The 22970-nt window shown below is 61.4% G+C and carries 28 protein-coding genes, 2 tRNA genes and 1 pseudogene; 9 read left to right on the forward strand and 22 right to left on the reverse strand.

Annotation, left to right across the window (positions count from 1 at the left end; all coding sequences use genetic code 11):
• The first annotated feature begins 135 nt into the window (after positions 1-135).
• From H0482_RS15870 to H0482_RS15880, 3 genes are read left to right on the forward strand one after another with little or no spacing between them, the layout of a single operon-like run.
• Complete coding sequence (locus H0482_RS15870) at positions 136-405, forward strand: hypothetical protein (protein ID WP_193731031.1); 270 nt, start codon at positions 136-138, stop codon at positions 403-405.
• A 50-nt stretch (positions 406-455) separates the two neighbouring features.
• Positions 456-872, forward strand: coding sequence for a hypothetical protein (locus tag H0482_RS15875; protein ID WP_193731032.1), 417 nt, complete (start codon positions 456-458; stop codon positions 870-872).
• An 8-nt stretch (positions 873-880) separates the two neighbouring features.
• Positions 881-1306, forward strand: a complete 426-nt coding sequence (locus H0482_RS15880) for a hypothetical protein (protein ID WP_193731033.1) — start codon at positions 881-883, stop codon at positions 1304-1306.
• 246 nt (positions 1307-1552) lie between these two features.
• Here H0482_RS15880 and H0482_RS15885 read toward each other — a convergent pair whose 3' ends face one another.
• A complete protein-coding gene (locus H0482_RS15885; RefSeq protein WP_193731034.1) occupies positions 1553-1744 on the reverse strand; it encodes a hypothetical protein in 192 nt (63 codons plus the stop codon).
• A 530-nt stretch (positions 1745-2274) separates the two neighbouring features.
• Positions 2275-4146: a hypothetical protein gene (locus H0482_RS15890; RefSeq protein WP_210319214.1), complete on the reverse strand. Its 1872-nt coding sequence runs from the start codon at positions 4144-4146 to the stop codon at positions 2275-2277.
• Positions 4147-4629: 483 nt separating this feature from the next.
• Between H0482_RS15890 and H0482_RS15895 the strand changes: the two genes are divergently transcribed.
• A complete protein-coding gene (locus tag H0482_RS15895) occupies positions 4630-4860 on the forward strand; it encodes a hypothetical protein (protein WP_193731035.1) in 231 nt (76 codons plus the stop codon).
• A 357-nt stretch (positions 4861-5217) separates the two neighbouring features.
• On the opposite strand, the gene H0482_RS16705 is transcribed toward H0482_RS15895, so the two are convergent.
• Complete coding sequence (locus H0482_RS16705; RefSeq protein ID WP_230989696.1) at positions 5218-5889, reverse strand: hypothetical protein; 672 nt, start codon at positions 5887-5889, stop codon at positions 5218-5220.
• On the opposite strand from H0482_RS16705, the pseudogene H0482_RS16710 reads away from it, so the two are divergent.
• Positions 5869-6216: pseudogene (locus H0482_RS16710) on the forward strand (tyrosine-type recombinase/integrase); the annotation flags it as partial. The gene H0482_RS16705 and the pseudogene H0482_RS16710 overlap by 21 nt on opposite strands.
• Before the next feature lie 187 nt (positions 6217-6403).
• Here the strand turns inward: H0482_RS16710 and H0482_RS15905 are convergent.
• The 8 genes from H0482_RS15905 to murA all read right to left on the reverse strand — a co-directional run bounded on the left by H0482_RS15905 (position 6404) and on the right by murA (position 12057).
• Positions 6404-6479, reverse strand: a tRNA-Phe gene (locus H0482_RS15905).
• Between the two features lie 112 nt (positions 6480-6591).
• Positions 6592-6765 (reverse strand): DNA gyrase inhibitor YacG, encoded by a 174-nt coding sequence (yacG, locus tag H0482_RS15910; RefSeq protein ID WP_193731036.1) that lies wholly within the window; start codon positions 6763-6765, stop codon positions 6592-6594.
• Positions 6765-7403, reverse strand: coding sequence for a Maf-like protein (locus H0482_RS15915; RefSeq protein WP_193731037.1), 639 nt, complete (start codon positions 7401-7403; stop codon positions 6765-6767). The genes yacG and H0482_RS15915 overlap by 1 nt, the downstream gene beginning before the upstream one ends.
• A gap of 56 nt (positions 7404-7459) precedes the next feature.
• On the reverse strand, positions 7460-7678 hold the full coding sequence (gene infA, locus H0482_RS15920) for a translation initiation factor IF-1 (protein WP_193731038.1): 219 nt from the start codon (positions 7676-7678) through the stop codon (positions 7460-7462).
• A gap of 191 nt (positions 7679-7869) precedes the next feature.
• Positions 7870-8811: a UPF0262 family protein gene (locus H0482_RS16995; protein ID WP_193731039.1), complete on the reverse strand. Its 942-nt coding sequence runs from the start codon at positions 8809-8811 to the stop codon at positions 7870-7872.
• 8 nt (positions 8812-8819) lie between these two features.
• Positions 8820-10112: a histidinol dehydrogenase gene (hisD, locus tag H0482_RS15930; RefSeq protein WP_193731040.1), complete on the reverse strand. Its 1293-nt coding sequence runs from the start codon at positions 10110-10112 to the stop codon at positions 8820-8822.
• A gap of 10 nt (positions 10113-10122) precedes the next feature.
• On the reverse strand, positions 10123-10554 hold the full coding sequence (locus H0482_RS15935) for a DUF2948 family protein (protein WP_193731041.1): 432 nt from the start codon (positions 10552-10554) through the stop codon (positions 10123-10125).
• A gap of 210 nt (positions 10555-10764) precedes the next feature.
• Positions 10765-12057: a UDP-N-acetylglucosamine 1-carboxyvinyltransferase gene (murA, locus tag H0482_RS15940; RefSeq protein WP_193731042.1), complete on the reverse strand. Its 1293-nt coding sequence runs from the start codon at positions 12055-12057 to the stop codon at positions 10765-10767.
• Positions 12058-12549: 492 nt separating this feature from the next.
• Here murA and H0482_RS15945 point away from each other — a divergent pair.
• Positions 12550-12624, forward strand: a tRNA-Thr gene (locus tag H0482_RS15945).
• A gap of 177 nt (positions 12625-12801) precedes the next feature.
• Here H0482_RS15945 and H0482_RS15950 read toward each other — a convergent pair.
• The 8 genes from H0482_RS15950 to H0482_RS15985 form a co-directional block, all read right to left on the reverse strand.
• On the reverse strand, positions 12802-13983 hold the full coding sequence (locus H0482_RS15950) for an MFS transporter (protein ID WP_193731043.1): 1182 nt from the start codon (positions 13981-13983) through the stop codon (positions 12802-12804).
• A gap of 178 nt (positions 13984-14161) precedes the next feature.
• Positions 14162-14590, reverse strand: coding sequence for a thioredoxin TrxC (gene trxC / locus H0482_RS15955; protein ID WP_193731044.1), 429 nt, complete (start codon positions 14588-14590; stop codon positions 14162-14164).
• Positions 14587-16359 (reverse strand): SulP family inorganic anion transporter, encoded by a 1773-nt coding sequence (locus H0482_RS15960; protein ID WP_193731045.1) that lies wholly within the window; start codon positions 16357-16359, stop codon positions 14587-14589. Before H0482_RS15960 ends, trxC begins: the two co-directional genes overlap by 4 nt.
• 5 nt (positions 16360-16364) lie before the next feature.
• Complete coding sequence (locus H0482_RS15965) at positions 16365-16724, reverse strand: TIGR01244 family sulfur transferase (RefSeq protein WP_230989697.1); 360 nt, start codon at positions 16722-16724, stop codon at positions 16365-16367.
• A gap of 71 nt (positions 16725-16795) precedes the next feature.
• Positions 16796-17689 carry an MBL fold metallo-hydrolase gene (locus tag H0482_RS15970; RefSeq protein WP_193731046.1) on the reverse strand — a complete coding sequence of 298 codons (894 nt, stop codon included), beginning with the start codon at positions 17687-17689 and terminating at the stop codon, positions 16796-16798.
• A 21-nt stretch (positions 17690-17710) separates the two neighbouring features.
• Complete coding sequence (locus H0482_RS15975; protein ID WP_193731047.1) at positions 17711-18151, reverse strand: YeeE/YedE family protein; 441 nt, start codon at positions 18149-18151, stop codon at positions 17711-17713.
• Entirely contained in the window at positions 18151-18579 is a 429-nt protein-coding gene (locus tag H0482_RS15980; RefSeq protein WP_193731048.1) for a YeeE/YedE family protein, read from the reverse strand. Before H0482_RS15980 ends, H0482_RS15975 begins: the two co-directional genes overlap by 1 nt.
• Positions 18576-18788: a YgaP family membrane protein gene (locus H0482_RS15985; RefSeq protein ID WP_193731049.1), complete on the reverse strand. Its 213-nt coding sequence runs from the start codon at positions 18786-18788 to the stop codon at positions 18576-18578. The genes H0482_RS15980 and H0482_RS15985 overlap by 4 nt, the downstream gene beginning before the upstream one ends.
• A gap of 98 nt (positions 18789-18886) precedes the next feature.
• On the opposite strand from H0482_RS15985, the gene H0482_RS15990 reads away from it, so the two are divergent.
• Complete coding sequence (locus H0482_RS15990; protein ID WP_230989698.1) at positions 18887-19168, forward strand: ArsR/SmtB family transcription factor; 282 nt, start codon at positions 18887-18889, stop codon at positions 19166-19168.
• A gap of 140 nt (positions 19169-19308) precedes the next feature.
• The gene (locus H0482_RS15995; RefSeq protein WP_193731051.1) at positions 19309-19455 is read left to right on the forward strand and encodes a hypothetical protein; all 147 of its coding nucleotides are present in this window, start codon (positions 19309-19311) and stop codon (positions 19453-19455) included.
• A gap of 197 nt (positions 19456-19652) precedes the next feature.
• Here the strand turns inward: H0482_RS15995 and H0482_RS16000 are convergent, their stop codons facing one another.
• Together H0482_RS16000 and H0482_RS16005 are read right to left on the reverse strand one after the other, a co-directional pair.
• On the reverse strand, positions 19653-20042 hold the full coding sequence (locus H0482_RS16000; protein WP_193731052.1) for a PRC-barrel domain-containing protein: 390 nt from the start codon (positions 20040-20042) through the stop codon (positions 19653-19655).
• An 81-nt stretch (positions 20043-20123) separates the two neighbouring features.
• Entirely contained in the window at positions 20124-21740 is a 1617-nt protein-coding gene (locus H0482_RS16005) for an EAL domain-containing protein (RefSeq protein ID WP_193731053.1), read from the reverse strand.
• A 149-nt stretch (positions 21741-21889) separates the two neighbouring features.
• On the opposite strand from H0482_RS16005, the gene H0482_RS16010 reads away from it, so the two are divergent.
• Complete coding sequence (locus H0482_RS16010; RefSeq protein ID WP_193731054.1) at positions 21890-22192, forward strand: hypothetical protein; 303 nt, start codon at positions 21890-21892, stop codon at positions 22190-22192.
• Positions 22193-22294: 102 nt separating this feature from the next.
• On the opposite strand, the gene H0482_RS16015 is transcribed toward H0482_RS16010, so the two are convergent.
• Positions 22295-22963, reverse strand: a complete 669-nt coding sequence (locus H0482_RS16015) for an OmpA family protein (protein WP_193731055.1) — start codon at positions 22961-22963, stop codon at positions 22295-22297.
• Positions 22964-22970 lie beyond the last annotated feature (7 nt).

The raw sequence follows: 22970 nt of genomic DNA on the forward strand, positions 1-22970 counted from the left end.
GACAAACCATCCAGCATCGGCGCTTGCAGCACCGCAAGCTCGCCGCATAACATCAACCCAAAGACGAGGCCGATACTCCGCTAATCCAAGACCCAAACTGCGCCAAATGATCTGACGACGGACAGCCCTGAGTTATTGCCCGTATATGACGGCGACAATGCTGGCCCCGGCGTCACGTTTGATGAGATGGTCGAAGCGAACTTCAAGTTCTATGACAGCATCTCAGAAAGCGGCGTCAAGCTGCTCGATATAATGCGCGGGAAGCTCCAAGCGCCGACACGCGGCGGACCGGTGACGTCTTGGATCGGTGGCCACGCCGACCACACCGTGGTCACCGCCAACGGGGTCGAGACGCGGCAGGTGCACCGTTGGCCGGATGTGGTGGGGAAGCTCATCCAACCCTAATCCACACACACGCCCGGCCGTTGAGCCGGGCTTTTTTTGAGGAGTAGAGCATGAGCAACGGCTATTCACTCGGAGCCGCTGGCCTGCGCATCTGGAATGGCACGCGAGAAGTGTTCAACACGGCTGCCGGCCGTCTCGTCAATTTCCTGCCTTCGGCAAGTACCTACACCTTCACCGCTGGCTTTCCTGACGCGCTTAAAGGCAAGATTGGGTTTTGGTATTGGGAGTCTCGTTGGACCTTACCGCATCCCGAAGCCCCAAACCGCTACGGCTACCATGTTCTGGGTGCGGCCGCCGTTGGTGCGCGCCCGCAAAAGTGGACCAACATTATAGTGCTCGGCGATGCGCCGCCTGGCGCCAACATGTTCATTGGCCAAGCGCGGCTAACCCGAACGCAAGCCCTACACATAGCTGGTCGGGTGAGCCGCTCTCAGCTCCGCCCTATGTCGGACTTTGGGTGCCGGTGAACGGGTCCATGGTGCTGGAAGAGGGCGTCGGGTTTGCTCGCGCTCTCTCGATCTATGTCGCGGACGGGACACCCGGCCGTGAAGGGCCTGCAGGAAAACTGGTGGCCTATCTCGACCAGTCTGTTTCCGGTCAGTGCGGCGGCTTCAGGACGTGGGGCAATAACAGCCCAGGCGACAATACGCCCGGCGCGCAGCGCGGCGGCGGGAACGCCTGGCTCGGTGCTGGCAGTGTAGGCCAACTGGTATGGGCGCCCACTGCGCTGGGACCATCTAAAAAACAGACCTCAGGCACCTCAATCAGCGAAAGCTGGATATCGGTTCCCTACACCATGCACCGCTGGGACGGATCTGACGCCCCCGTCTATTCCGACCCCACCAATTATTCATCCACATATTCAGTCGAAGTGGTCGGCCGCTTCGGGAGGCACGCATAAGGAGAAGGGCGGCTCACGGGCCGCCCTTTTTCATCTATGAGGTATGGCAAGCCCGGCAACACCAGTAGCAACCGTTTGCACGTGGATATGTCAGCTTGGCCTTCGACACCGCCGGCGCACAAGTTGAATACTCGCCGAGGTATGTTTTGTAGGTCGGCATGTAGGTGCAGCCGTCGACGTGCACCTCGTGATCCCCGTTCGCCTGCGCGTTCTGATTCACATAATAGGATGCCATGTTACCGGTCCTCAATGCTCGGTTGCAGGAGCGGCCGAGTGGGCCGGCAGGATGTGCGCGAAGCGTTTTCCGGTGTGGATTTCGGAAATCCGGCCTGCGTTAATGTCGAACTTAGCAGCAATACGGTGCTGCAGTTCTCCGCTAGCCAAGAGGTATTTGATCTCGCCGATGTCCTGCGGCGTCAGGTCTTTGATGGATGCCATCGGCATAATCCTTCATCAACTGTGACATTGGAGTGCTTGCCAAACAGTGAGAGAGGCCTATGCTCGCCTTTGTTCAGGAGGTGGAGCAATCCATCCCACACAGTTTGACCCGACCAAGCATTCCTTGGTTTACACATGGTCAGAATGTGCAAAGGGCGAGCCGAAGGCTCGCCCTTTTCTCTTTGGCCCATAAATGTGCAATAGGCGGCGGCATTGCCAGCAATCCGTATCACGCCAACGTTGTCAGCATGACCGGCCATATTAGCCATTTGCAGCTCCCGCTCCGAACTCCCTCCTCCAAGGTTCGTAAACGGCATAGGGGCTATGTCCATAATGCATAGCTACATGGCGTGCGTTCGATTCGTCAACGCCTGCTAAAAATCGTCCACAATAACCCGCCGAACACCCCCGTTACTCCATCACTCTGTGGCGAATATCTAGAACAGTGCAACACTTATCTAGAATTACGCATCCGCGTTGCAGGGTTCTAAATAAGTGTTGCTATGTTCGAGATTGGCGTCACATGGGGGCTATGCCGCTCGGCCTTGCTTCCACACCTCGTTCAATATTTCGGCTGCCAGCGCAGCCTTGTCCTTCGGGAGGAACCGCCCATAATGCTTGGCAACCACTGCAACCGTGTCCTGGATCGCGTAGCTGGCCTTCTCGAATGAGCCCGTGCGCTTCAGCACTTCGGTAGCCAGAACATCGCGGATGTTATGCGGCCCATGAGGCAGCAAACCGGAGATAGCGCCGTTACCAGTGTAAGGATTGAAAATCCCATAGCGACTGATGATCAACCGCCAAGCTACATAAAAGGCCTGATCATCATATTCGGCCGAAGTGCTATTGCTTTTGACGGACTTCACGAAGAACGTTCCAGGGTCGTCCGCCCCGGCCAACAGCAAGCGCCGGCTCTTCTGCACATACTCGTCGATGCAGTCGTATAGGCCAGCTACGTCTGGTAGCGGAACACAATATGGGTTGGATGAGAAATAGGTGGAGCCGGCGTTTTTGAACGCAGACTCCGGTACGAATATCTCCCATGCGGCCTCGCGGGGCCGCCATCGAATTTCTCCTCGCTTGATTTGAGACAGCCGTCGTTCGGGAGTCGGCATTCTTCCCGGCGGACACAAGAGAAGCTCACGTAGGTTTTTCTGCCGAAAGCCAGTGTGCAGGCCGATACGGATCATTAGCAAAGATCGCAGGCTCTCGGCCGCTGGTTTAGGATGTCGCTTGCTGTCCGGCATGTGTCGAACAATCTCGTCAGTGATCTTTATGTATTCGGAGAGCGGGCTATCCGACTCGAGGATCGGAAGGATGGCCTCAAAGGGGTCACGGTGAACTTCTGCCACTGATTTTATCTCTTCGATCCGAACCGCGGCTTGATCATGCATCGCTTCGCAGAAACCGGACCAATCGGCAGAAGCGTGTGCGATGTCTGCTTCATCGACGAGATTTGGGATCACTCGAAGCCGGGCGCCCAGTTGAGGCCGATGGCGCAACCAACCAGTTTCTTCTCTGACGAGAGATTTAACGACGTTGAGCATGTCGACTTCCCACGCGGTTAGGAAGCCCCGGCGCTGTTCGCGCCACTGGATGTACCAGTCCCAGACCTTTGGGACGGCCAGCATTGCAAACGAAAGCTCATTTACAGGCACGCCAGCGCCCTGATTTGGGCCATCTGGGTCAGCACTGAGGGCACCGAACAGCAGTCCGAGATGCTCAACCTTCTGATCGGCGGTGGCCTTCGCCCACCTGCCATTACGCTTCTGACCTGCTGCACTCAGCACCGAAGTTTTAAACCGAAGTAGATCGGACATTTCTTCGATCAAGGACGAAGGCGCTGCCCTCTTGCCGCGTTTCTTAGCTCCGTCCAGCGCTAGGGAATACGGCTCTTTCATCGCTTGAGCCTGAAAACGCCGATATTCAGTAGCGCCTGAAACGAACGTGCTACGCACCCACGCTAATATCTCTTCCTGTTCGGATTTAGGGCGGGTGTCAAAGTCATCTGGAAGATGCCAGGCCAAGCGGCGCTGCTCGGCCGGCGTGATGTGGTCCGCGCGAGTTTTTCGGTGCGCGCGATTGCTTGGCCCCAGCCTGTCCTGGAGATATCTGTCTGGCAGCTGGTAGCGATGCTCTATTGCGGCGAGAACGGCGAAGCTGTTGGCGGCGGTCGGGACTTTTCGTCCCTCAACCCACGCCTTTATCGCCTTCACATCTATAACGTGGCCGAAATGCGCCAGCGCTTTAGTGAGATGGCCGACGCTATCCCCATGCCGAAGCATTTGGGAGCGCAGTGCGTCTGGGAATTCGTCAGAGTCGTGGTCTAGTTCGTATTGAGCTTTTGGGTGCTCAACGATGCGCTTTGGCGGGACGCCGCGCTTCTTTTGTAGTCCAGGCAAGAACAAGCCTCCTTAGAGAAAAAATCATGGCCATGTTTCTCCTCTGTGGTGGTTTGCAGTTGCTGGTGAATCAACATGCGGTGTGGTGCGGCCTCGCTACCGTGCATCGCTTGTTTTTTAGTTAACTTCGGTTCTGCGTGAGCGTGACGCCTGGTCCAGGTGCCGCCTCGCCGACATCAACGAAATGCACGCCAGCCAAAGTTAGTGCGTCCTTCATGGCCTTGATAGTGCGGTCTTTTATCAACGAGACCGTCGGCGCGTCAGGTGCGTCGGACTTTTCGAAGCGGGTGATCGTATTGGTAGATACGTCGGCTAGCGCCGCTAGTTCACGAACCCCCAATCCAAGAGCAGCGCGGGCCATTCGACATTGAGCAGGAGACATTTTCGCACCCATGTAGCGATTTCGCATTGACGTAGCGAATTTAACCGATAAAATCGACACTGTAGCGAAATCGCCACGTGGTAGCAACAGGAGGCCACACCATGAATGCCCACGCAACAATCGTCGCAGATAGAACCAAGTTGCCGCCTCTACGGGACCGCATCGACCTTATGACGCTGGAAACGCGACTGAACGATGCCAAGCGCGCCATCTGCATCGCAGACCATTTTTGCCTGGAAGAGGATGGTCGCGAACTAACAGCCTACGCGATTCAACAGGCGGTCGACGAGATCGATGCGGCCTTGGCGGCTTTTTACAACAAGCCGGCATAGCCCCACTCACCCCATTCCGGCCACCAACCGGATGCCCGTCGCGGTCGCCCTAACGGGGTCCACCACCGACATAAAAACGCGGCGGGCGCCTTTCCCTTTCCACCACAGCAGAAGGAGAAGCCATGAAGCCCGCAAATGACAATGCCCCTGCCGCGGACACGATCCGCGTTTCTGCCCTGCCATATGGCGTGGCGCCACGAGGATTGAACAGGCGCGAAGCGTCTGCTTATTTCGGCGTATCGCCGGCCCTCTTTGATGAGCTGGTAAAGGACGGCCGCGCACCACTGCCTCGGCAGGTCAACAGTCGGACCATCTGGGACAGGCTGCAGCTTGACGTCGCATTTGAAGCTCTGCCGGTTAAGGGCGGATCAAACCCTTGGGATGACGCATTTGGCGCGGTTTAGACTCACGGATGGCTCCGGCGATATCCGCCTGAAACATGTGGTCGAGGACACCGACCGCCACGGCAATGTGCGGGTCTATTTCCGCAAGCCCGGCCAGCCGAAGGTTCGGCTCATGGAAAAACCGGGCACCGACGCATTCCTGCTGGAGTACCGCCAAGCGGTTAATGGAGAGATCGCGCCGAAGCGGGCACCGCGGCCACCAATCAATCCCGAAAGCCTGACTTGGCTTTGCGAGCGGTACTACGAGTCGGCGGAGTTCAAAGGGCTCAATTCTAGGACTCAGCATGTACGCAAGCTGATCCTCGGCCACGTGCTTAAGGCTGACGGCGCAAAGCCGTACAAGATGCTTGAGGCTCGCCATATTCGTCGCGCGCGCGACCTCAAATCCGCGGCGCCAGAGTCTGCCAACGGCATGGTGAAAGCGCTGCGCGCGGTTTTCGGTTGGGCGGTGCAGCCTGGCGTTGAACTTGCTGAGCGCAACCCGGCGAAGGATGTGCCGTATCTCGAAGCGAAGGGTGACGGCCACCATAGTTGGACCGATGCGGAAGTCGCGCAATTCGAGCGCCGGCACCCGATCGGCACAAAAGCGCGGCTGGCCTTGGGCTTGCTGCTGTTCACCAGCCAACGCCGTAGTGACATCGTGCTATTTGGACCGTCGCATGTTCAGGACGGCTGGCTGCACTTCACTCAGCAGAAGAACAAAGATCGCAAGCCTATCAGCCTTCAGATTCCAATCCGCGCCGAGCTGCAGGCTATCATCGACGCCAGCCCACTTGGGAAGGACACCTTCCTTGTCAATGAGTTGGGCAGGCCGTTTACGGCCAACGGATTTGGCAACTGGTTCCGAGACCGCTGCGATGAAGCCGACCTGAAGCATTGCGCCTCTCACGGCCTTCGCAAGGCCGCCGCGCGGCGCCTGGCAGAGAGCAACCGTAGCGGCCATCAGATTATGGCCATCACCGGTCACACAACGCTCAAAGAGGTCGACCGGTACACGAAGGCGGCCCAGCAACGTGTCTTGGCGGCGCAGGCATTTGATGTGTCGCCAGAGCAAAAAGTCCCACTTTGCCCGCCGCACTATGACGGTGGGACAAAAGCAGCAACTAAGCCGCTGATTAATAACGAGGAAAGGAGGAAAGTGGTGCCCAGAGCCGGAATCGAACCAGCGACACGCGGATTTTCAATCCGCTGCTCTACCAACTGAGCTATCTGGGCATCGGGGTCGTGGCGGTGGGCCGCGAACCATGGGCCTTATAGGGGAGAGATTTTTGCCGCGCAAGCGCGAAAACGCGGTGTGGATAAAGGGATTATGTCGGAGCGGCTCGCGCTATTGGTCTTCGTCTGGTTCGACGGGCTCGTCGTCGCGGGCGGGAATGGCATAGGCGCCGCTCAGCCAGCGATTGAGATCGATATCGGCGCAGCGCCTGGAGCAGAAGGGGAGCAGCTTTTCGTCGGCGGACCTGCCGCAGATCGGGCACTTCTTTTCGGGCTGCGTGGCCATCAGACGCCCGAAAGGCTCGATTGATTGAGCCAGTTGAAATGGACGGGATAGCCTTCGCCGGCCAGAAGCTGCGTCACTTCATGCAGCGGCAGGCCGACAACGCCGGAATAGGAGCCGGTGAGCTTGACCACAAAGGCGCCGGCAATGCCCTGAATGGCATAGCCACCCGCCTTGTCGCGCCATTCGGCGCTGGTGAGATAGGCTTCCATCTCGCGCGCCGACAGGCGCTTGAAGCGGATGCGGGTTTCAACCAGCCGGTGGCGCCTGGCGCCGGAGGGGGTAATCAGCGTCATCCCCGTATAGACGCGGTGGGCGCGACCCGAGAGCAGGCGCAGGCAATCGCTCGCCTCTTCCATGGTCTCGGCCTTGGGCAGGATACGGCGGCCGACGGCCACAACAGTATCGGCGGCCAGAACCAATGAATTGGAACCGAAACCGGCCATGCTCGCCTTGTGCTGGGCCGTGATCGCCTTGAGATCGGCAAGGCGCTGCGCCAGCTTGCGTGGCAACTCGCCCTTTTCGGGCGTCTCGTCCACATGGGCCGGCACCAGATGTTCGGGCTCGATGCCGATCTGATTCAGCAGCGCCAGCCGGCGCGGCGAGGCAGAAGCCAGGATCAGTTCGGGACGGCCCGCCATCTACATCATGCTCCTGGACAATTTGCGCCCTTCGCCTGGCTCGGGGCCGTCTCGTCTCACTTGAAACGATAGGTGATGCGACCCTTGGTAAGGTCGTAGGGGGTCATCTCGCACAGAACCTTGTCGCCCACGAGAACGCGGATGCGGTTCTTGCGCATACGTCCCGCCGTGTGGGCGATGATCTCGTGATCGTTTTCGAGCTTCACGCGGAATGTCGCGTTGGGAAGCAGTTCGGTGACCACGCCCGGAAATTCGAGCACTTCTTCCTTGGCCATACTTTCTCCTGAGAAGGCCCCATGCGCCATTGTCGGCTGGCCGGGGCCGCAAAATCGGGCGGAACCTACTTCAATTCAATTGTTTTGTGAACCACTTGCTCCGCGATCCTTCGCCCGGAAGCGATTGTGCGGAACACTTATCTCGGCGCTGGCGCGTTCCGGTCCTCGATTTGCACCATTTTCAGACGGGTTCATGAAACCAACGGCTCCAGGCGGGCGCGCACGCGCTGGCGCAGGCTGTCCCGCAGATCCCGATAGGCGTTGAGCACCAGGTCGCGATTCCCTTCCACCAGAGAGGGGTCGTCCACCTGCCATTCCTCTATCGCGCCCGCTTCCAGCCCCTTGCGCCGCACGGCCTCGGGAGCGTCCCCGGAGAGGGTGATCACGAGGTCGAAATGGTTGGCGACCAGTTCGTCAAGAATGTGCGGCGTGTGCACGCTCATATCGATGCCGATCTCCTCCATGACCTCATGCACGAAAGCATCGGCCTTGCCGCCAGTGACGCCGACGGAACGGGCAATGATCCTTCCCGGAAACGCCTGCCGCGCCAGGGCCGCCGCCATAGGCGAGCGCACCGAATTCATCGAGCAGACGAACAGCACAGTAGGCAGCTTGCTGGTCGCCTCATCGATGCGAGACGCATAGGGCTGCACGGCGCAAATGAGGGTAAAGAGCCGTCGCGCCGTATTGAGATCGATGATGATCTTGTTGGTGAGCCGGGTGCGCAAAAGCTCCGCCGCCTCGTTGTGCATGCCGCGCCGCGCCATATCGACCGTTTCGATCTGGAAAGGCTGGGCCGAGCGGATGGCCTCGTAATAGGCGTCGCGGATGCGGAAATAGTCGCGGATCAGGCGGCGAAACGGCGTCAGCGACAGGTAATGAGCGGCGATGGGCTGAAAGGTTTCAGGATTGCGCACGTCAAGCACGATGAAATTGCCCACGATGGAGACGTGGAGCGCATAGGGCCCCTCGGCATTTACGCGGGCCGGCTTGAACGAATTGTCCTCGAGCAGGTCATAGATGGCGATGCGCCATTCATGCACCTCGTCGGGATTGATCGAGGTGATGGTATTGGGGTCGAGCGTGACGGTGACGAGCCGGTCCTTGCCCTTCGCCGCCGGCTCGGTGCCCATCGAGATGCTCAAGTGTTCAACCGGATGGCGATGGAACGCCCGTGGCCCTCGAGGTCTTCCACCCCGGCGATGGTAATGGCCGCATCGGCCAGGGCCGCCAGCGCGGATGGGGTACAGCCCAGAAGCGAGGTGCGCTTGACGAAATCGAGCACGCCGAGCCCCGAGGCGAAGCGGGCGGAGCGCGCCGTGGGCAGGACGTGGTTGGAGCCGCCAACATAATCGCCAATGGCTTCGGGCGTATGATGACCGAGAAAGATCGCGCCGGCATGGCGAATGGCCGGCAGCAAAGCCTGCGGATCGTCCAGGGCCAGTTCGACATGTTCGGAAGCGATGCGGTTGGCCAATGTCGCCGCCTCATCGAGCGAAGCGACGACGATGACAGCGCCGAACTCGTTCCAGCCGTCGCGGGCGATTGCCTGCTTGGGCAATAGCGACAATTGGCGCTCGACTTCCTTTTCCACCGCGTCAGCAAGGCCGGGATCGGTGGTGACGAGGATCGACTGGGCCCCTGCCCCGTGCTCGGCCTGCGCGATCAGATCGGCCGCGACCCAGGCCGGATTGGCCGAGCGATCCGCGATGACCAGCACTTCGGATGGGCCGGCGATCATGTCGATGCCGACCTGTCCGAAAACCTGCCGTTTCGCCGTGGCCACATAGGCATTGCCAGGCCCAACGATCTTGTCGACCCGGGCAATCGAGCTGGTGCCATAGGCGAGCGCGGCGACGGCCTGCGCCCCGCCGATCCGGTAGATTTCGGAGACGCCGGCAATCTGGGCGGCAGCGAGAATGGCCGGATTGATCTCGCCATTGGGCGTGGGCACGACCATGGCGATGCGCGCGACGCCCGCCACCTTGGCCGGGACGGCATTCATCAGCACCGAGGACGGATAAGAAGCCAGCCCGCCGGGCACATAGATGCCCACTGCGTCAACGGGCGTCCACAGTGTTCCCAGAGTGACGCCAAGCGCGTCCTCATAGACCTGGTCTTCCGGCTTTTGCCTCGCGTGATGCGCTTTGATGCGATCATGGGCCGTCTGGAGCGCCGCGCGCACTTGAGCGGAAACCTGCGCTGCCCCCGCGGCTATTTCTTCGGCGGTAAAGGCCAGGGCCTTTTCCGAGACATCGGCCTTGTCGAAACGATTGGTCAGCTCCGCGACAGCCACGTCACCGCGCTCCCGCACATCGGCAATGATGGCGGCGACGGCGTCGTTGACGTCCTTGCTGGATTCGCGCTTGCTCGACAGCAATTCGGAGAAGCGGGCTTCGAAATCGGCATCGGCGCTATCGAGGCGAAGGGGCATGGGCGGCTTTCTATTCGAGGTCGTGAGCAGGCCTGGCGCTGGCGGCCCAGGCGGCGCCCAGATCGGCGAGGCGCGCTTCGAGATAGTCGACATTGAGGCGGACGGTGCCGCCGCCCGCGAGGCGCAGTTCGACAATGCCGGCGGGAGCCTGAGCAGGCTCAAAATGGATGGCCAGCAATTCCACCACGCCCTCGGGGGCGGCAGGATCGAACCCGGCATAGGCCGCACTGATCACCCCGTCGAAATGCAGGGCAGCACGCTTGCGCAGGCCCTTGGCGCGCGGCTGCGCGCCGGCCCAGTCAAAACGGTTCATCAGCAGCGCAAAGCGCCTGTCGCCCCTGGCATAGCCCATGTCGGCCACGCGGATAACGGCGTCCTGCACATGTGCGGACACCACTTCGAGGTCTTCACTATCAAGCGCGATGAGCTTGAGATCGGTCATGGAAACGCCCTGTTGCTGCGGTGCAGCCTATCTGGTCACGCCGCTGCCGATCTACAAGGTTTTTGCCAGGAAGGGCAATGCGTGCCGTGCCTCTCGTCCTGCTCATGCCCCTGGGCCGAAATTTCGTCGAGGAGGCTCTGCCACCCCGAATGAAGGTCGGGATGGCAAATAGCAATGTGTCAGGCGGGCGTTAATGCCGGCCGCCTTCGATCAGCCGGCCAGTCTTTCGATCTCGGCGCCACAGCGGCTCAGCTTGTCCTCCAGCCGCTCGAAGCCGCGATCAAGGTGATAGATGCGGTTGACCACCGTCTCCCCTTTCGCCGCAAGACCGGCAATGACCAGCGAGACCGAGGCACGCAAATCGGTTGCCATCACCTGCGCCCCCTTGAGCTGAGGCTTGCCGGTGATGGTCGCGACCTGACCATTGACCGAAATATCGGCGCCGAACCGCACGAGTTCGGCCACGTGCATGTAGCGATTCTCGAAAATGGTCTCGCGGATCTGGCTGGTGCCATTGCTCATGGTCATCAGCGCCATGAACTGGGCCTGGAGATCGGTGGGGAAGCCGGGAAACGGATCGGTTTCCACATCCACCGCCTGGATGCCCTTGCCATTGCGGCGCACGCGCAGGCCATCGGCTTCAGCGATCAGCTCCGTGCCCGTCCGGGCGAGAATATCGAGCGCCGCCTGCAAATGCTCGGGACGCGCACCCTTGAGCAGCACGTCGCCGCCGGTCATCGCAGCGGCCATGGCAAAGGTGCCGGTCTCGATCCGGTCGGGAATCACTTCCACCGTCGCGCCATGCAGCCTTTCGACGCCCTCGATGGTCAACGTCCTTGTGCCGATGCCGGAAATTTTCGCGCCCATGGCGACGAGGCATTCGGCCACATTGGTGATTTCTGGTTCCTGGGCGGCGTTCTCGATCACCGTTTTGCCCTTGGCCAGGGTGGCTGCCATCAGGATCGTGTGCGTCGCGCCGACCGAAACCTTGGAAAAAGCCACTGTTGCGCCGACCAGTCCGCCCTTGGGGGCGCGCGCCACCACATAGCCCTCATCGATGTCGATTTCTGCGCCAAGGGCCTGCAGGCCGAAGAGAAAGAGATCGACGGGACGCGTGCCGATGGCGCAGCCGCCCGGCAGCGACACCCGGGCCTCGTGGCATCGGGCCAGCAGCGGGCCGATGACCCAGAAACTGGCGCGCATCTTGGATACGAGATCATAGGGCGCGGTGGTATCGACGATATCGGCGGCGTGAAAAGTCATGCGCTGGCCGACGCCTTCATCCTCCCCGCGCCGGCGACCATGCACGGCGATATCGACGCCGTGATTCTCCAGAATGCGTTCCAATTGCTTCACGTCGGCCAGGCGCGGCACATTGTGCAGCACCAGTGGCTCATCGGTGAGCAGGGAAGAGATCATCAGCGGCAGAGCGGCATTCTTGGCTCCGGAAATGGCAATCTCGCCATTGAGCTGATTGCCGCCGACCAAACGAATACGATCCATAAAGACAAGTCCTCAAACGGGGCCCGTGGGGGCCTGCTACCTGGGGAGGCAAGGCAGGATCTTCGTTGCCGCGTAGGCCAGACCAGCCGCACTCTGAAAAGGGTGACGATGTGAGCCTTGCGGCCCTGTTTTGCGCATCTGTGCGGCGGAATGCCGGTTTTCCACTATTCCGCCCGAGACGCTAGTTCGCCCGAAAATGGTTTACGATTTCTTGTCCGTGTCCGTTTCGGGCTCCACCGCGGCAGAATCGGAGCCGCGCCCCGAAGCGCGCGCCCTGGCCTGATCCTTGCGGCGCCTGAGGTTCTCACGCAACTTTGCGGCCAATCTTTGCTCGCGCAATTCCGCTTGTGCCGATTTATCCATGAGCGCTTTGACGAGATGATTCCATCAGCGTGGTTGATAGGCTGTTTTTGGCCTTGCGTCGAGGGAGGCACTATGGCAAAGGAGCCCCCGTCGCCGCGCCGGTCACACCCCGCGCCGACCACAAAGTTTGCTGCCGTAGCTCAGTGGTAGAGCACTCCCTTGGTAAGGGAGAGGCCGACAGTTCAATCCTGTCCGGCAGCACCATTTTTTCCAAAGCACCATTATCTGACCGCTCTGCTTAGCCCAGGTGTATTCCTTGCCGGTCGCCAGCCAAGGTCCAGCCAGCTTTTCACGTCGCCCCGTTGAGCACGGGACGACCGAAATAGCCTGATCGGGCGGTTTCGATGCCGCCCGACAGTATGAACCCCGACCTGTGCGCCGCTAGCGGCGTCGGCCGGATTGCCAGACGAGGGGGACGAGGATCAGCGCCACAGCGGGGAAGACCAGCCAGTTAATGGCCTGCCAGCCCGAGGCATGCAGCAGCCCGCCCGCGAAGAACGAGGCTGCCGCCACTGTGCCAAAGACCATGAAGTCATTGGCGCCCTGCGCCATGCCGCGCTCGGCCGGGCTGTGGCAATCGGTGATCATGGCTGTCGCGCCAATAAAGCCGAAATTCCAGCCGATGCCGAGCAGAACGAGCGAAATCCAGAAATGGCCGAGGTCCAGCCCCATCAGCGCGACGATGGCGGAAATGGCGATCAACAACAGCCCCAGGGCGGTGATTCGCTCCTTGCCGAAGCGCGCCATCAGGCTGCCGGTGAAGAAGCTGGGCGCGAACATGGCCAGCACATGCCATTGAATGCCCAGTGCGGCATGATCGACCGAATGGCCGTGACCTACCATGGCGATGGGGGCGGCGGTCATGACGAAGGCCATAAGCCCGTAGGAGACGATGCCGGCGGCGACCGCCAGCATATAGCGGGGCATCAGCAATATCTGCATGAGGGAACGGGCCGGCGCATCGGTATCGGCAGCCGACGCCCCGGCTGGATTCGGCCTTAGCAACATGAGCACGGGAATGGCCATCAGCGCCAGCGCCGCCTGGCTGAGGAAACTGCCCAGATAGGGCGTACCGGACACGGCATCGCGGGTCCAGATCACCAATTGCGGTCCGATGATGGCGGCGACCAGTCCACCCACCATGACCCAGGAGATAGCCCGGACCTTATCCGGCCCGCTGGCCGCGTCGGCCGCCGCGAACCGATAACTCTGCACATAGGCGCCATAGAAGCCGGCGAGGAAGGTGCCGGCGCAGAAGACGAGGAAGGACGCGGCGAAGATGCCCAGCGCAGCGACGAGACCCGCCAGCGCCCCGATGCCGGCGCCAAACATATAGCCCGAACGGCGACCGAAGCGGCGCGTCACATAGGCCGAGGGCAGCGTGCCCAGGGCGAGGCCAAGATTGAGCAGGCTGACCGGGAGGGTGACCAGCGCCGGATCGGAGGACAATTGCTGGCCCACGAGCCCGCCCAGGGAGATGACGATGGGCGCGCTGGCGCCGCCCAGCGCCTGAGCCGCCGTCAGCACGAAGATATTGTGCCTGCCTGTCGTCTGGTCGTTCATGTCGTCCTCTTCTGCCGGATGGCCGGCGGGGAAATCGGGTTTGGGCGGTTTCGGAAATGGTGCGGCGGGTTTCTTGGGCCCGACGAGAATGGAGCCCGGCATCACTCCGGTATCCACAAGACCCCGGCCGCGCAAGGCCATCGGGCCCGCGCGCGTTCGTTCGCTAAAGCGGACCCGCTCAGCTGGCCGTGCGCCGCGCCCAGGCGAGAATGTCGGCGCTGGACATGGCGCCGGAGACACGGCCGGCTTCCTTGCCGTCCTTGAACAGGATCATGGTGGGAATGCCGCGAATGCCGAGCCGGCCGGCCAGATCCTGGTTCTCGTCAGAATTGAGCTTGACCAAACGCAGGTCCGGCTCGGCTGCCTGCGCGGCCGCCTCGAATTGCGGCCCCATGACACGACAGGGTCCACACCAGGGCGCCCAGACATCGACCAGAACCGGGATGGAGGATCTGGCGATCTGCTTTTCGAGAATGGCGGCAGGCACATCGGCGGCATGGCCGGAAAACAGGGCCGCTCCGCATTTGCCGCATTTGCCCCGGGCCATGTCCTGGCCCTCGGCGATGCGGTTGGTGGCGCCGCAGGACGAGCAGACGATATTGGTCATTGTGAGGTTGTTCCTTGAGCCAGACTCTCGCGTTGCGCCGCAATGATCGAGGTGATGGCCAGATGCTGGCTGAGATGGATGCCGGCGAGGCGGGAGAGAAAATCGGTCTTTTCAAGCTTATCCATGACCGGTCCCTTCACCTCGGACAGGTGCAGACGGATGCCGGCATCGGCCAGGCGGTGGTGAATGGCTTCGAGGCTTTCAAGCGCCGACATGTCGATGGCATTCACCGCCGAGCACATGAGCACGACATCTCTGGTGCCTGGATTGTCGGCGATCTGGGCCAGAACCAGGTCTTCGAGATAGCGGGCATTGGCGAAATAGAGGCTCTCATCGACGCGGATGGAGATGGTGCCGGGCACGGTCTCGACCTTGTGGCGCTTGACGTTGCGATAGTGCTCGGTGCCCGGCACCTGCCCGACAATGGCGGCATGGGGCACCGACGAGCGATAGAGGAAAACCAGGATCGAGGCTCCGACACCCAGCGCGATACCCATCTCCACGCCAAAGAGCAGCGTTCCGGCCATGGTGATGGCCACGGCGGCGAAATCGGTCTTGGAATAGGACCAGGCCCGCTTGAGAATGGAAAAATCCACGAGGGTCAGAACGGCGAGGACGATGGTGGCCGCCAGCGTCGCCTTGGGCAGGATGGCGAGAAAGGGCGTGAGCAGCAGGGTTGCGCCGGCAATGCCGATGGCGGTGAAAGCGCCGGCTGCCGGGCTGGCCGCACCGGCATCGAAATTGACCACCGAGCGCGCAAAGCCGCCGGTCACCGGATACCCCCCGCCAATGGCAGCAGCAATATTGGACGCACCCAGCCCGATCAGTTCCTGATTGGGAATGATGCGCTCGCGCCGCTTAGCGGCCAGGGTCTGGGCAACCGAAATGGATTCGACGAAGCCGACAATGGAGATGATCAAAGCCGGCACGGCGAGCTGGCTGATGAGATCGAGATTGAAGACCGGCAGGCTTAGCATGGGCAGGCCCTGCGGCACGTCCCCGACCAGGGAAACACCCTTCCCGCCCAGATCCATGCCCGCGGACCAGGCCATGGTCAGGAACACGACCAGAACCGGGCCGGCGCGCACGATGATCGTCGCGAGACCCTTGGGCACGCCGAAGCGCGCCAGCCAGTTTTTAAGGTCAAGCCTGATCCAGAGCAGCAGCGCCAGCGACACCGCGCCCACCGCCAGGGTCCACCAATTGATGGCGCCGATATTGCCGATGATCGATGACAGGAGTTCGGGCATAGCGTGGCCCTGCGTCCTGATCCCGAGCAGGCCGCCGATCTGGCTGGTGGCGATGATCAGGCCGGAGGCGGTGATGAAGCCGGAAATCACCGGATGGGAGAGAAAATTGGCGACGAAGCCGAGACGGAACAGGCCCATGGCCAGCAGCATCAGGCCGGACAGCATGGCCAGCACGATAGCGGCGCTGGCATAATCAACGCTGCCCTCGGCGGCGATGCGGCCCACCGCGCTGGCCGTCATCAGCGATATCACCGCCACCGGCCCGACCGCCAGCGCCGAGGAGGTGCCGAAAATCGCATAGGCGATGAGCGGCAGGACCGAGGCGTAAAGACCGGTTTCCGGCGGCAATCCCGCCAGCAGCGCATAGGCCAGCGATTGCGGGATCAACATGATGGTCACGATGAGCGCGGCGACGAGATCGCTGGCCAGCGTCTGGCGGTTATAACGTCGGCCCCAGTCCAATATCGGGAAATAGTTCTGAATACGCACAGGTCTTGACTCTCGGGGCCGGACGCCCATGCGATTTACTTGCTCAGGGTGGCGTGGAGGCTACCGGCGCGAGCACCCGACCGGCAATAGCCGAGCATGGGCTTGGGCATCGTCGCCCAGGCATCGTGGAAGCGGATGATCTGGCCCTCCCCGATCCCGCCGGACACGGGAATATGCACGATCTGCAGGCCCGCTTCTTCGGCTGCGCGAGCCACCTCGGCAAAACTGGGCTGGCCGGGTTCTTCATGATCGGGGCGAGCGCACAGGATGGACTTGAAGCCCGCCTCGGACACAGCCTTGACCTGTTCGGGCGTAATCTGCCCCGTCACCGAAAAATCGCCGTCTATCTTGCGCGGATTCATTGCATTGCCTTTGGGTTTGAAAAACGAAAACATGGAAGCATTTCCTTGGGAGGCTCCTCCGCTGCCTGGTCGCAGAGGAGGAGCGGGGCTGTCGTCTAGGAGAGTTACAGCCCGTTGACCGGCACTTTGAGGAAGGTCTTGCCATCCTCGTCGGCGGGCGGCAGCTGGCCGGCCCGCATATTGATCTGCAAGGACGGCACGATCAGCTTGGGCATGGCCAGGGTGGCGTCACGCGCTTCACGCATGGCGACGAATGAATCTTCGTCCGCGCCTTTGCCGACATGGATATTGTGGTCGATCTCGTCGCCCACGCTGGTTTCCCAGGCAATGTCACGGCCATTGGGGCCATAATCGTGGCACATAAAGAGACGCATCTCGCGCGGCAGCGACAATACCCGCTGGATCGAGCGATAGAGCGTGCGGGCGTCGCCGCCGGGAAAGTCGGCGCGGGCCGAGCCGCCATCGGGCATGAACAGGGTATCCCCAACGAAACCGGCATCGCCGATCACATGGGTCATGCAGGCCGGGGTGTGGCCCGGCGTATGCATGGTGTGGACCGTCATGGTGCCGATCATGTAGCTGTCGCCGTCCTTGAACAGGCGGTCGAACTGGCTGCCGTCACGCTGGAACTCGGTGCCTTCATTGAAGATCTTGCCGAACGTGTCCTGCACCAGGGTGATATTCTCGCCAATGCCCAACTTGCCGCCGGTCTTGGCCTGGATATAGGGCGCGCCGGAGAGATGGTCGGCGTGAACATGGGTCTCGATCAGCCATTCGACCTCGAGGCCGTTTTCTTTGATGAAGGCGATGACCCTGTCAGCGCCCTCATAGGTGATACGGCCGGCCGCATAATCGATATCCATCACCGAATCGATCACCGCGCAGGATTTGGAATTCGGATCCTTGACCACATAGGAGATGGTATTGGTGGGTTCGTCGAAGAAGGCCGTCACTTCGGGATGAACCGAAAGGTCGGGCGTGAATGGCAGCTTGGCCATGATGTTTCCTTTCGTGAAAGGTCAGGCGGATTGGGTCGCGCGTTGTTCCAACGCTTGACGGAAGGTTCTGGCGGCGAAAATTCCCGCCAGCATCGAACCAACAAAGGCCCAGGCGGACGCTTCGCCAAGCCCGAGCGCCGGAATAGCGCCGCCGGGGCAGAAACCTGAAATCCCCCAACCGATACCAAAGATTGCCGAGCCAGCAACCAGCGGCAGATCGATCTTGCGGCTGGTCGGCAGGTGGAACTTTGCTTCAAGGACGGGTTTGTCGCGTTTCAGCACGAAGAAATAGCCGATTGCGGTGACCACGAGCGCCGCCCCCATGACCAGCAGCAGGGACGGATCCCAGGCGCCGGCAATGTCGAAAAAATTGAGCACCTTGGCCGGATTGGCCATGCCGGACAGGGCAATGCCGGTGCCGAAGATAAGACCGATGAATCCGGCCAGCACGATACGCTGCATCAGAAGGCTCCGATAACGTGACGGATGATAAAGACCGTTCCGATGGAAGTGGCCATGAAGGTGATGGTCGCAATGATAGAGCGCGGCGACAGCCGGGCCATGCCGCAGACACCATGGCCCGAGGTGCAGCCGGAGCCGAAATAGACGCCGATGCCGACAATCAGGCCGCTGATAATGGTCCAGGAGAGCGGCACGGGGCTTTGAAAGCCCACCGAGAAGCCGGACAGGGCGATGACCAGAGAAGGCGCGGCGATCGCACCGGCAAGGAAAGCCGCACGCCAGGCCCAATCGCGGGAGAAGGGCGGCAGAAGACCGGACAGAATGCCGGTCATGCCGGCGATCCGGCCGTGAAAGGCCATGAGAAGTACGGAAGCCAGCCCAATCAGCGCACCGCCGAGCAGGGCCTCAACCGGAGTAAATTCAGTCATCGATGCGACGCCTTGCCGGTGGAAAGACCAAAGAGCCGATAGAGCGGGCAGAAGCGGATCGCAGCGGTCGCGATCAGCACCACGCCGACGACGAGAGCGCCCCAGAACAGCACGGGATTGGCGAGAATCCCGGTAAACGGCAACACGACCAGCACCAGGCCGAGAACCAGCCGGATCAGGCGATCGACCGAACCAACATTGGCAGTCATTTCCAAGCTCCTTGAAAAACACTCTCGAAAGAGCGATAGTAATCTCGCTTATTCGTATATACGAGCTTTCTAATATGATCAACATGGATTTGGAAAAAATGGCGCAGAATGCCGAACGGGCATCCGAGCTGCTCACGGCCATGGCCAATCCAAAGCGCCTCTTGATCCTGTGCAATCTGCTCAATCAGGAACTCAATGTCGGGGAACTGGCCAACCGGGTGGAACTGGGGCAATCCCCGCTCTCCCAGCATCTGTCCAAGCTTCGAGCCTGGGGGCTGGTCAAGACGCGGCGGGAAGCCCAGCAGGTGCGGTATTCGCTGGCGTCAGACGAGGTTCGCCAGGTGCTGTCGACGCTTTACGGGATCTATTGCGCCTGCTGATGCGGAGCCTGATCCGGCCGGGTTCGGGCGGATTTGTGGCCGCTTTTAAGCGTCGGGCCTCCATTGCGCCAATCGCAGGCCCCCGTACCACACCCGTCTCGCCGCATCCGGCTCGCAGAGGTTTCGGTTTCTGGTGGGCCATGCTGATCGGCGTGGTCCTTGTTTTATTCGGCTTGCCCATCGCTGCTGCCGGCTCATGGCTGATCGCGCTGGGCGGGTCGCGGTATTACCTGCCTGCCGGGATCGGCCGCCTGCTCACCGCCTATTCCTCTTCCGCAGGGACATGATGGCGGTCGGGATTTATTTGCTGACCTATGCCGCGACAATGATCTGGGCAATGACGATGGAACTGACTGCGTCCGGCATATTCACCGCGACCCCATCCCTTCATGCACTCGGGTAGTGCGGCCACAAACGCCATGGAGCCGATGTCCCGAAGGACATCGGCCGGCAATCATCAGGTGATGAAATTGAATGGACCGGATCAGATCCAATAAGGCGTCACGCCATAATAGTCATAGACGCGGCGGCCATTCTCGGCGGTCCAGTAAGTGTCGTCCTCGCGCTCATAGCGCGGTGCGCCTTCGAGCTGTTCCTTGGTGATGTCCACGCGATAGCCACCAAGATTCTCGTCATAATTGAGCTTGGACCAGGGCAGCGGATAATGGTCGTGACCAATGCCGAGGAAACCTCCGAAGCTCAGGACGGCATAGGAGACCTTGCCGCCGCGCTTTTCGACCAGAATGCGCTCGATGGACCCGATATGCTCGCCCATCGCGTCGAAGACCTTGGTGCCTTCCACCTTGTCGGAGGCGATGAGATCATGGGTTTCCTTGAGGTCGGCATTTGCCACACGGGCGTCGTCATAGGCCATTTGGTCCTCCTTGCATGGGAATTGGATGTGCTGTCCCAACGCCAGGCAGGCGGATCGGTTTCGCTCGAAATGGAAATGTGATCAGGCGGCGCGGCGCGACGTCGGATGCGGGCCGAACTCATATTCGGCCAGAAAGGCCGCGAAAGCCTCGATGGTCAATGGCCGCGAAATGCCATAGCCCTGGGCGAAATCGACGCGGCCTCCGGCCTTGAGGGCATCGAGGCGCTGCTGGGTCTCCACGCCCTCGACCACCAGCGGGTGGCCCGACGCATGGACCAGTTCGATGGCGTGATCGAGCATGCGCGCCATGACGGAATGTTCAGGGGCCATGGCGAAGGAGCGGTCCAGCTTGACCCCGTCAATGGGCAAAACGGCCAGATTGTGCATGGAGGAATAGCCGGCGCCGAAATCGTCGATATAGACGCCGATCCCGGCCTTGCGCAGTTTTTCGATCTCGATCTGCGCGGTGGCGGGTTCCACTTCGGCCGTTTCCACCAATTCCACCACCACCTCGAAAGGCAGGCCGGGGGCCAGCAATGGCGCGAAGATCGCCACGAGACGCGCCGCATCGAGATCGCGTGGGAAGATATTGAAATTGACCTGAAACCGCAGGTCGCCGGGCAGGTTCCGCGCCAGATCCTTATGGGTGCGGGCGGCGACCATGGCGGTGAAGCGTTCGGTCAGGCCGTGTTGTTCAACGATGGGCAGGAAACGATCCGGCAGGACGATGGAGCCATCGACATCGCGCCAGCGCGCCAGCACTTCGCAGCCGGTGATGCGGCCGCTGCGCAGGTTCAGCAGGGGCTGATAGACGCAGACCAGCGCGTCTTTGTCGAAACGGCGCAGGAACCGCGCCTCGAACGACCAATGCCGTTCGATGACGCCGCAGATCTGCTGGGCCAGCCAAGCCGCGAGCACCGCGAGAACGGCCAGAACCAGCGCAATGGCCGCGAGCCGTTGCATGGCGATAGGCAGGAGCGGCGCGCGGGCCGCCACGCAATGCTCTTCCGCGCTATCGCAGGCATATTGATGGATTACGCCCTGGAAAAGCCCGAGTACGGCTTGTTGTGGGGCGACAAGCGCCGCCTCGTGCAGGCCCTCGGTTCCCGCGCGGTGGCGCCAGAGATCGGGGCCGACCCGATAGACCAGTTCCTCCTCGAACCCAGCCGGTTTGTCGCCGCTGGGTATGAATTGCGGCGGCGCCACCAATCCATAATCGCCCCGCCTGGCAATGGTGCCGGTGAGATTGTCCAGCCCCAGCGGGGCCAGCGAGCGACCGAGCCAGAGCGCGATGCCGAATTGATCGGAGGCAGCGATATCGGGGGGGCCCAGGTCCATGGGCGTTTCCAGCCAGCCCTCATTGCCGGCGCAGACCACGCTGCCCTCGGGCATGTAGAGCAATTCGCTGATGCCATGAGGCAGAAAGGCGATGCGCCGCATCTCGCCGAGAAAGGCCTCGGAGCAGGGCGCGGCCGTCAGGCCTTCGTCCATTGCATCGAAAATGGCGACGATGTTGTTGCGCAGCGTGCCATAGGTGGCAAGGCTCCGGCCGATTTCGGCGCGCATGGACTGCGACACCTGCTCGGCGGCGATCCAGCCGGCGCCGCCCAACAGCACCATGAAGACGGCCAGCCAGACCAGCGACCGGCGCAGCCGTCCATGCGTCCCCGAAATCAAGAAAGTGGCGAACCGACCCATCCAGGGCCCTCCATTGGCGGCCTATCAAGCACCACGACTTGTCAAAAGGACGTTAAGCGTGCCGGGGCCCGGCCATTTGCCTATGGGAACCGCCGAACCTGCTGCGCATTGAGCCTATGGGAAAGGGCAATGAACAGGGAGACAGGGTGATGGCAGAACAGGAACCCAAATTGGACGGCAAGGTGCGCGAGACGGCGCGGGTGGATTTTCTCGTGGACGAGAACGGCTCGCGGATCGAGCTTCCCGACGATTCCGCCATCCGGGTGGCCGGCGAGCACGAGACATCCCTGGGCGGGACCGGGCCGACCAATTGGTGGCTTTATGGCATGATCGCCCTGGCCATCATCATCGCGCTGCTGCTGGTGCTTCAGATGATATCTGGCGCGCCGGGCACCGACATGCAGCCGGGAAGTCCGACATCGGCGCCGGTGACACAGACCACGACGCAATAGGCCATTACGACCAGAAGGCGCTGGAATTTCATGCATCAGCCGGCGTGCCGGATGATGCTGATTGCGACGGCATGGGCTGCCATGCCGCCTTGGTCATGCGCGTCAGCCGCGAATGGGCGAGAGCTGGATTTCCACGCGGCGGTTCTGGGCGCGGCCGGATTCGGTGGCGTTGGAAGCGATGGGGCTCGAAGGGCCCTTGCCCTCGATGTAGAACCGGCGCTGATCGATGCCCTGATTGGCCAGGATCGTGGCCACCGACACCGCGCGGCGCTGGCTGAGCGCCAGATTGTGGTCGCTCGAACCGGTCGAGTCGGTGTGGCCATAGACGTCCACGATGGTCTTGTCGAACTTCTTGAGCACCAGCGCGACCGAGACCAGCGTCTGGTTGAATTGCGGCTGCACCGTGGACTGGTCGGTGGCGAAGGTGATGTTGGACGGCATGTTGAGGATGATCTGGTCGCCCGCGCGGGTCACCGAGACGCCGGTGCCCTGCAATTGGGCGCGCAATTCGGCTTCCTGCTGATCCATGTAATTGCCGATGGCCCCGCCGGTGAGGCCACCGACGCCAGCGCCGATCAAAGCGCCCACGCGCGGATCGCCACCTACTGCTGCGCCGACAATGGCGCCCGCAACCGCGCCGCCACCAGCGCCCAGCAGCGACCCGCCGGCGGTGTTGGAGATACGGCTCTGGCCGGTATAGGGATCGGTAGTGGTGCAGGCGCTGAGCGCCAATGCCGCTGCAAGAGCGACGAGAACCTTCGACTTCATCATTATCCCC

The organism is Devosia faecipullorum (assembly GCF_015158295.1).
GTDB classification, from domain to species: domain Bacteria; phylum Pseudomonadota; class Alphaproteobacteria; order Rhizobiales; family Devosiaceae; genus Devosia; species Devosia faecipullorum.

Coding starts and splice junctions, on each gene's coding strand:
- H0482_RS15875 (WP_193731032.1), top strand. CDS start 456: ATGAGCAACGGCTATTCACTCGGAGCCGCTGGCCTGCGCATCTGGAAT.
- H0482_RS15880 (WP_193731033.1), top strand. CDS start 881: ATGGTGCTGGAAGAGGGCGTCGGGTTTGCTCGCGCTCTCTCGATCTAT.
- H0482_RS15885 (WP_193731034.1), bottom strand. CDS start 1,744: ATGGCATCCATCAAAGACCTGACGCCGCAGGACATCGGCGAGATCAAA.
- H0482_RS15895 (WP_193731035.1), top strand. CDS start 4,630: ATGAATGCCCACGCAACAATCGTCGCAGATAGAACCAAGTTGCCGCCT.
- yacG (WP_193731036.1), bottom strand. CDS start 6,765: ATGGCCACGCAGCCCGAAAAGAAGTGCCCGATCTGCGGCAGGTCCGCC.
- H0482_RS15915 (WP_193731037.1), bottom strand. CDS start 7,403: ATGGCGGGCCGTCCCGAACTGATCCTGGCTTCTGCCTCGCCGCGCCGG.
- infA (WP_193731038.1), bottom strand. CDS start 7,678: ATGGCCAAGGAAGAAGTGCTCGAATTTCCGGGCGTGGTCACCGAACTG.
- H0482_RS16995 (WP_193731039.1), bottom strand. CDS start 8,811: ATGGGCACCGAGCCGGCGGCGAAGGGCAAGGACCGGCTCGTCACCGTC.
- hisD (WP_193731040.1), bottom strand. CDS start 10,112: ATGCCCCTTCGCCTCGATAGCGCCGATGCCGATTTCGAAGCCCGCTTC.
- H0482_RS15935 (WP_193731041.1), bottom strand. CDS start 10,554: ATGACCGATCTCAAGCTCATCGCGCTTGATAGTGAAGACCTCGAAGTG.
- murA (WP_193731042.1), bottom strand. CDS start 12,057: ATGGATCGTATTCGTTTGGTCGGCGGCAATCAGCTCAATGGCGAGATT.
- H0482_RS15950 (WP_193731043.1), bottom strand. CDS start 13,983: ATGAACGACCAGACGACAGGCAGGCACAATATCTTCGTGCTGACGGCG.
- trxC (WP_193731044.1), bottom strand. CDS start 14,590: ATGACCAATATCGTCTGCTCGTCCTGCGGCGCCACCAACCGCATCGCC.
- H0482_RS15960 (WP_193731045.1), bottom strand. CDS start 16,359: ATGGGCGTCCGGCCCCGAGAGTCAAGACCTGTGCGTATTCAGAACTAT.
- H0482_RS15965 (WP_230989697.1), bottom strand. CDS start 16,724: ATGTTTTCGTTTTTCAAACCCAAAGGCAATGCAATGAATCCGCGCAAG.
- H0482_RS15970 (WP_193731046.1), bottom strand. CDS start 17,689: ATGGCCAAGCTGCCATTCACGCCCGACCTTTCGGTTCATCCCGAAGTG.
- H0482_RS15975 (WP_193731047.1), bottom strand. CDS start 18,151: ATGCAGCGTATCGTGCTGGCCGGATTCATCGGTCTTATCTTCGGCACC.
- H0482_RS15980 (WP_193731048.1), bottom strand. CDS start 18,579: ATGACTGAATTTACTCCGGTTGAGGCCCTGCTCGGCGGTGCGCTGATT.
- H0482_RS15985 (WP_193731049.1), bottom strand. CDS start 18,788: ATGACTGCCAATGTTGGTTCGGTCGATCGCCTGATCCGGCTGGTTCTC.
- H0482_RS15990 (WP_230989698.1), top strand. CDS start 18,887: ATGGCGCAGAATGCCGAACGGGCATCCGAGCTGCTCACGGCCATGGCC.
- H0482_RS15995 (WP_193731051.1), top strand. CDS start 19,309: ATGCTGATCGGCGTGGTCCTTGTTTTATTCGGCTTGCCCATCGCTGCT.
- H0482_RS16000 (WP_193731052.1), bottom strand. CDS start 20,042: ATGGCCTATGACGACGCCCGTGTGGCAAATGCCGACCTCAAGGAAACC.
- H0482_RS16005 (WP_193731053.1), bottom strand. CDS start 21,740: ATGGGTCGGTTCGCCACTTTCTTGATTTCGGGGACGCATGGACGGCTG.
- H0482_RS16010 (WP_193731054.1), top strand. CDS start 21,890: ATGGCAGAACAGGAACCCAAATTGGACGGCAAGGTGCGCGAGACGGCG.
- H0482_RS16015 (WP_193731055.1), bottom strand. CDS start 22,963: ATGATGAAGTCGAAGGTTCTCGTCGCTCTTGCAGCGGCATTGGCGCTC.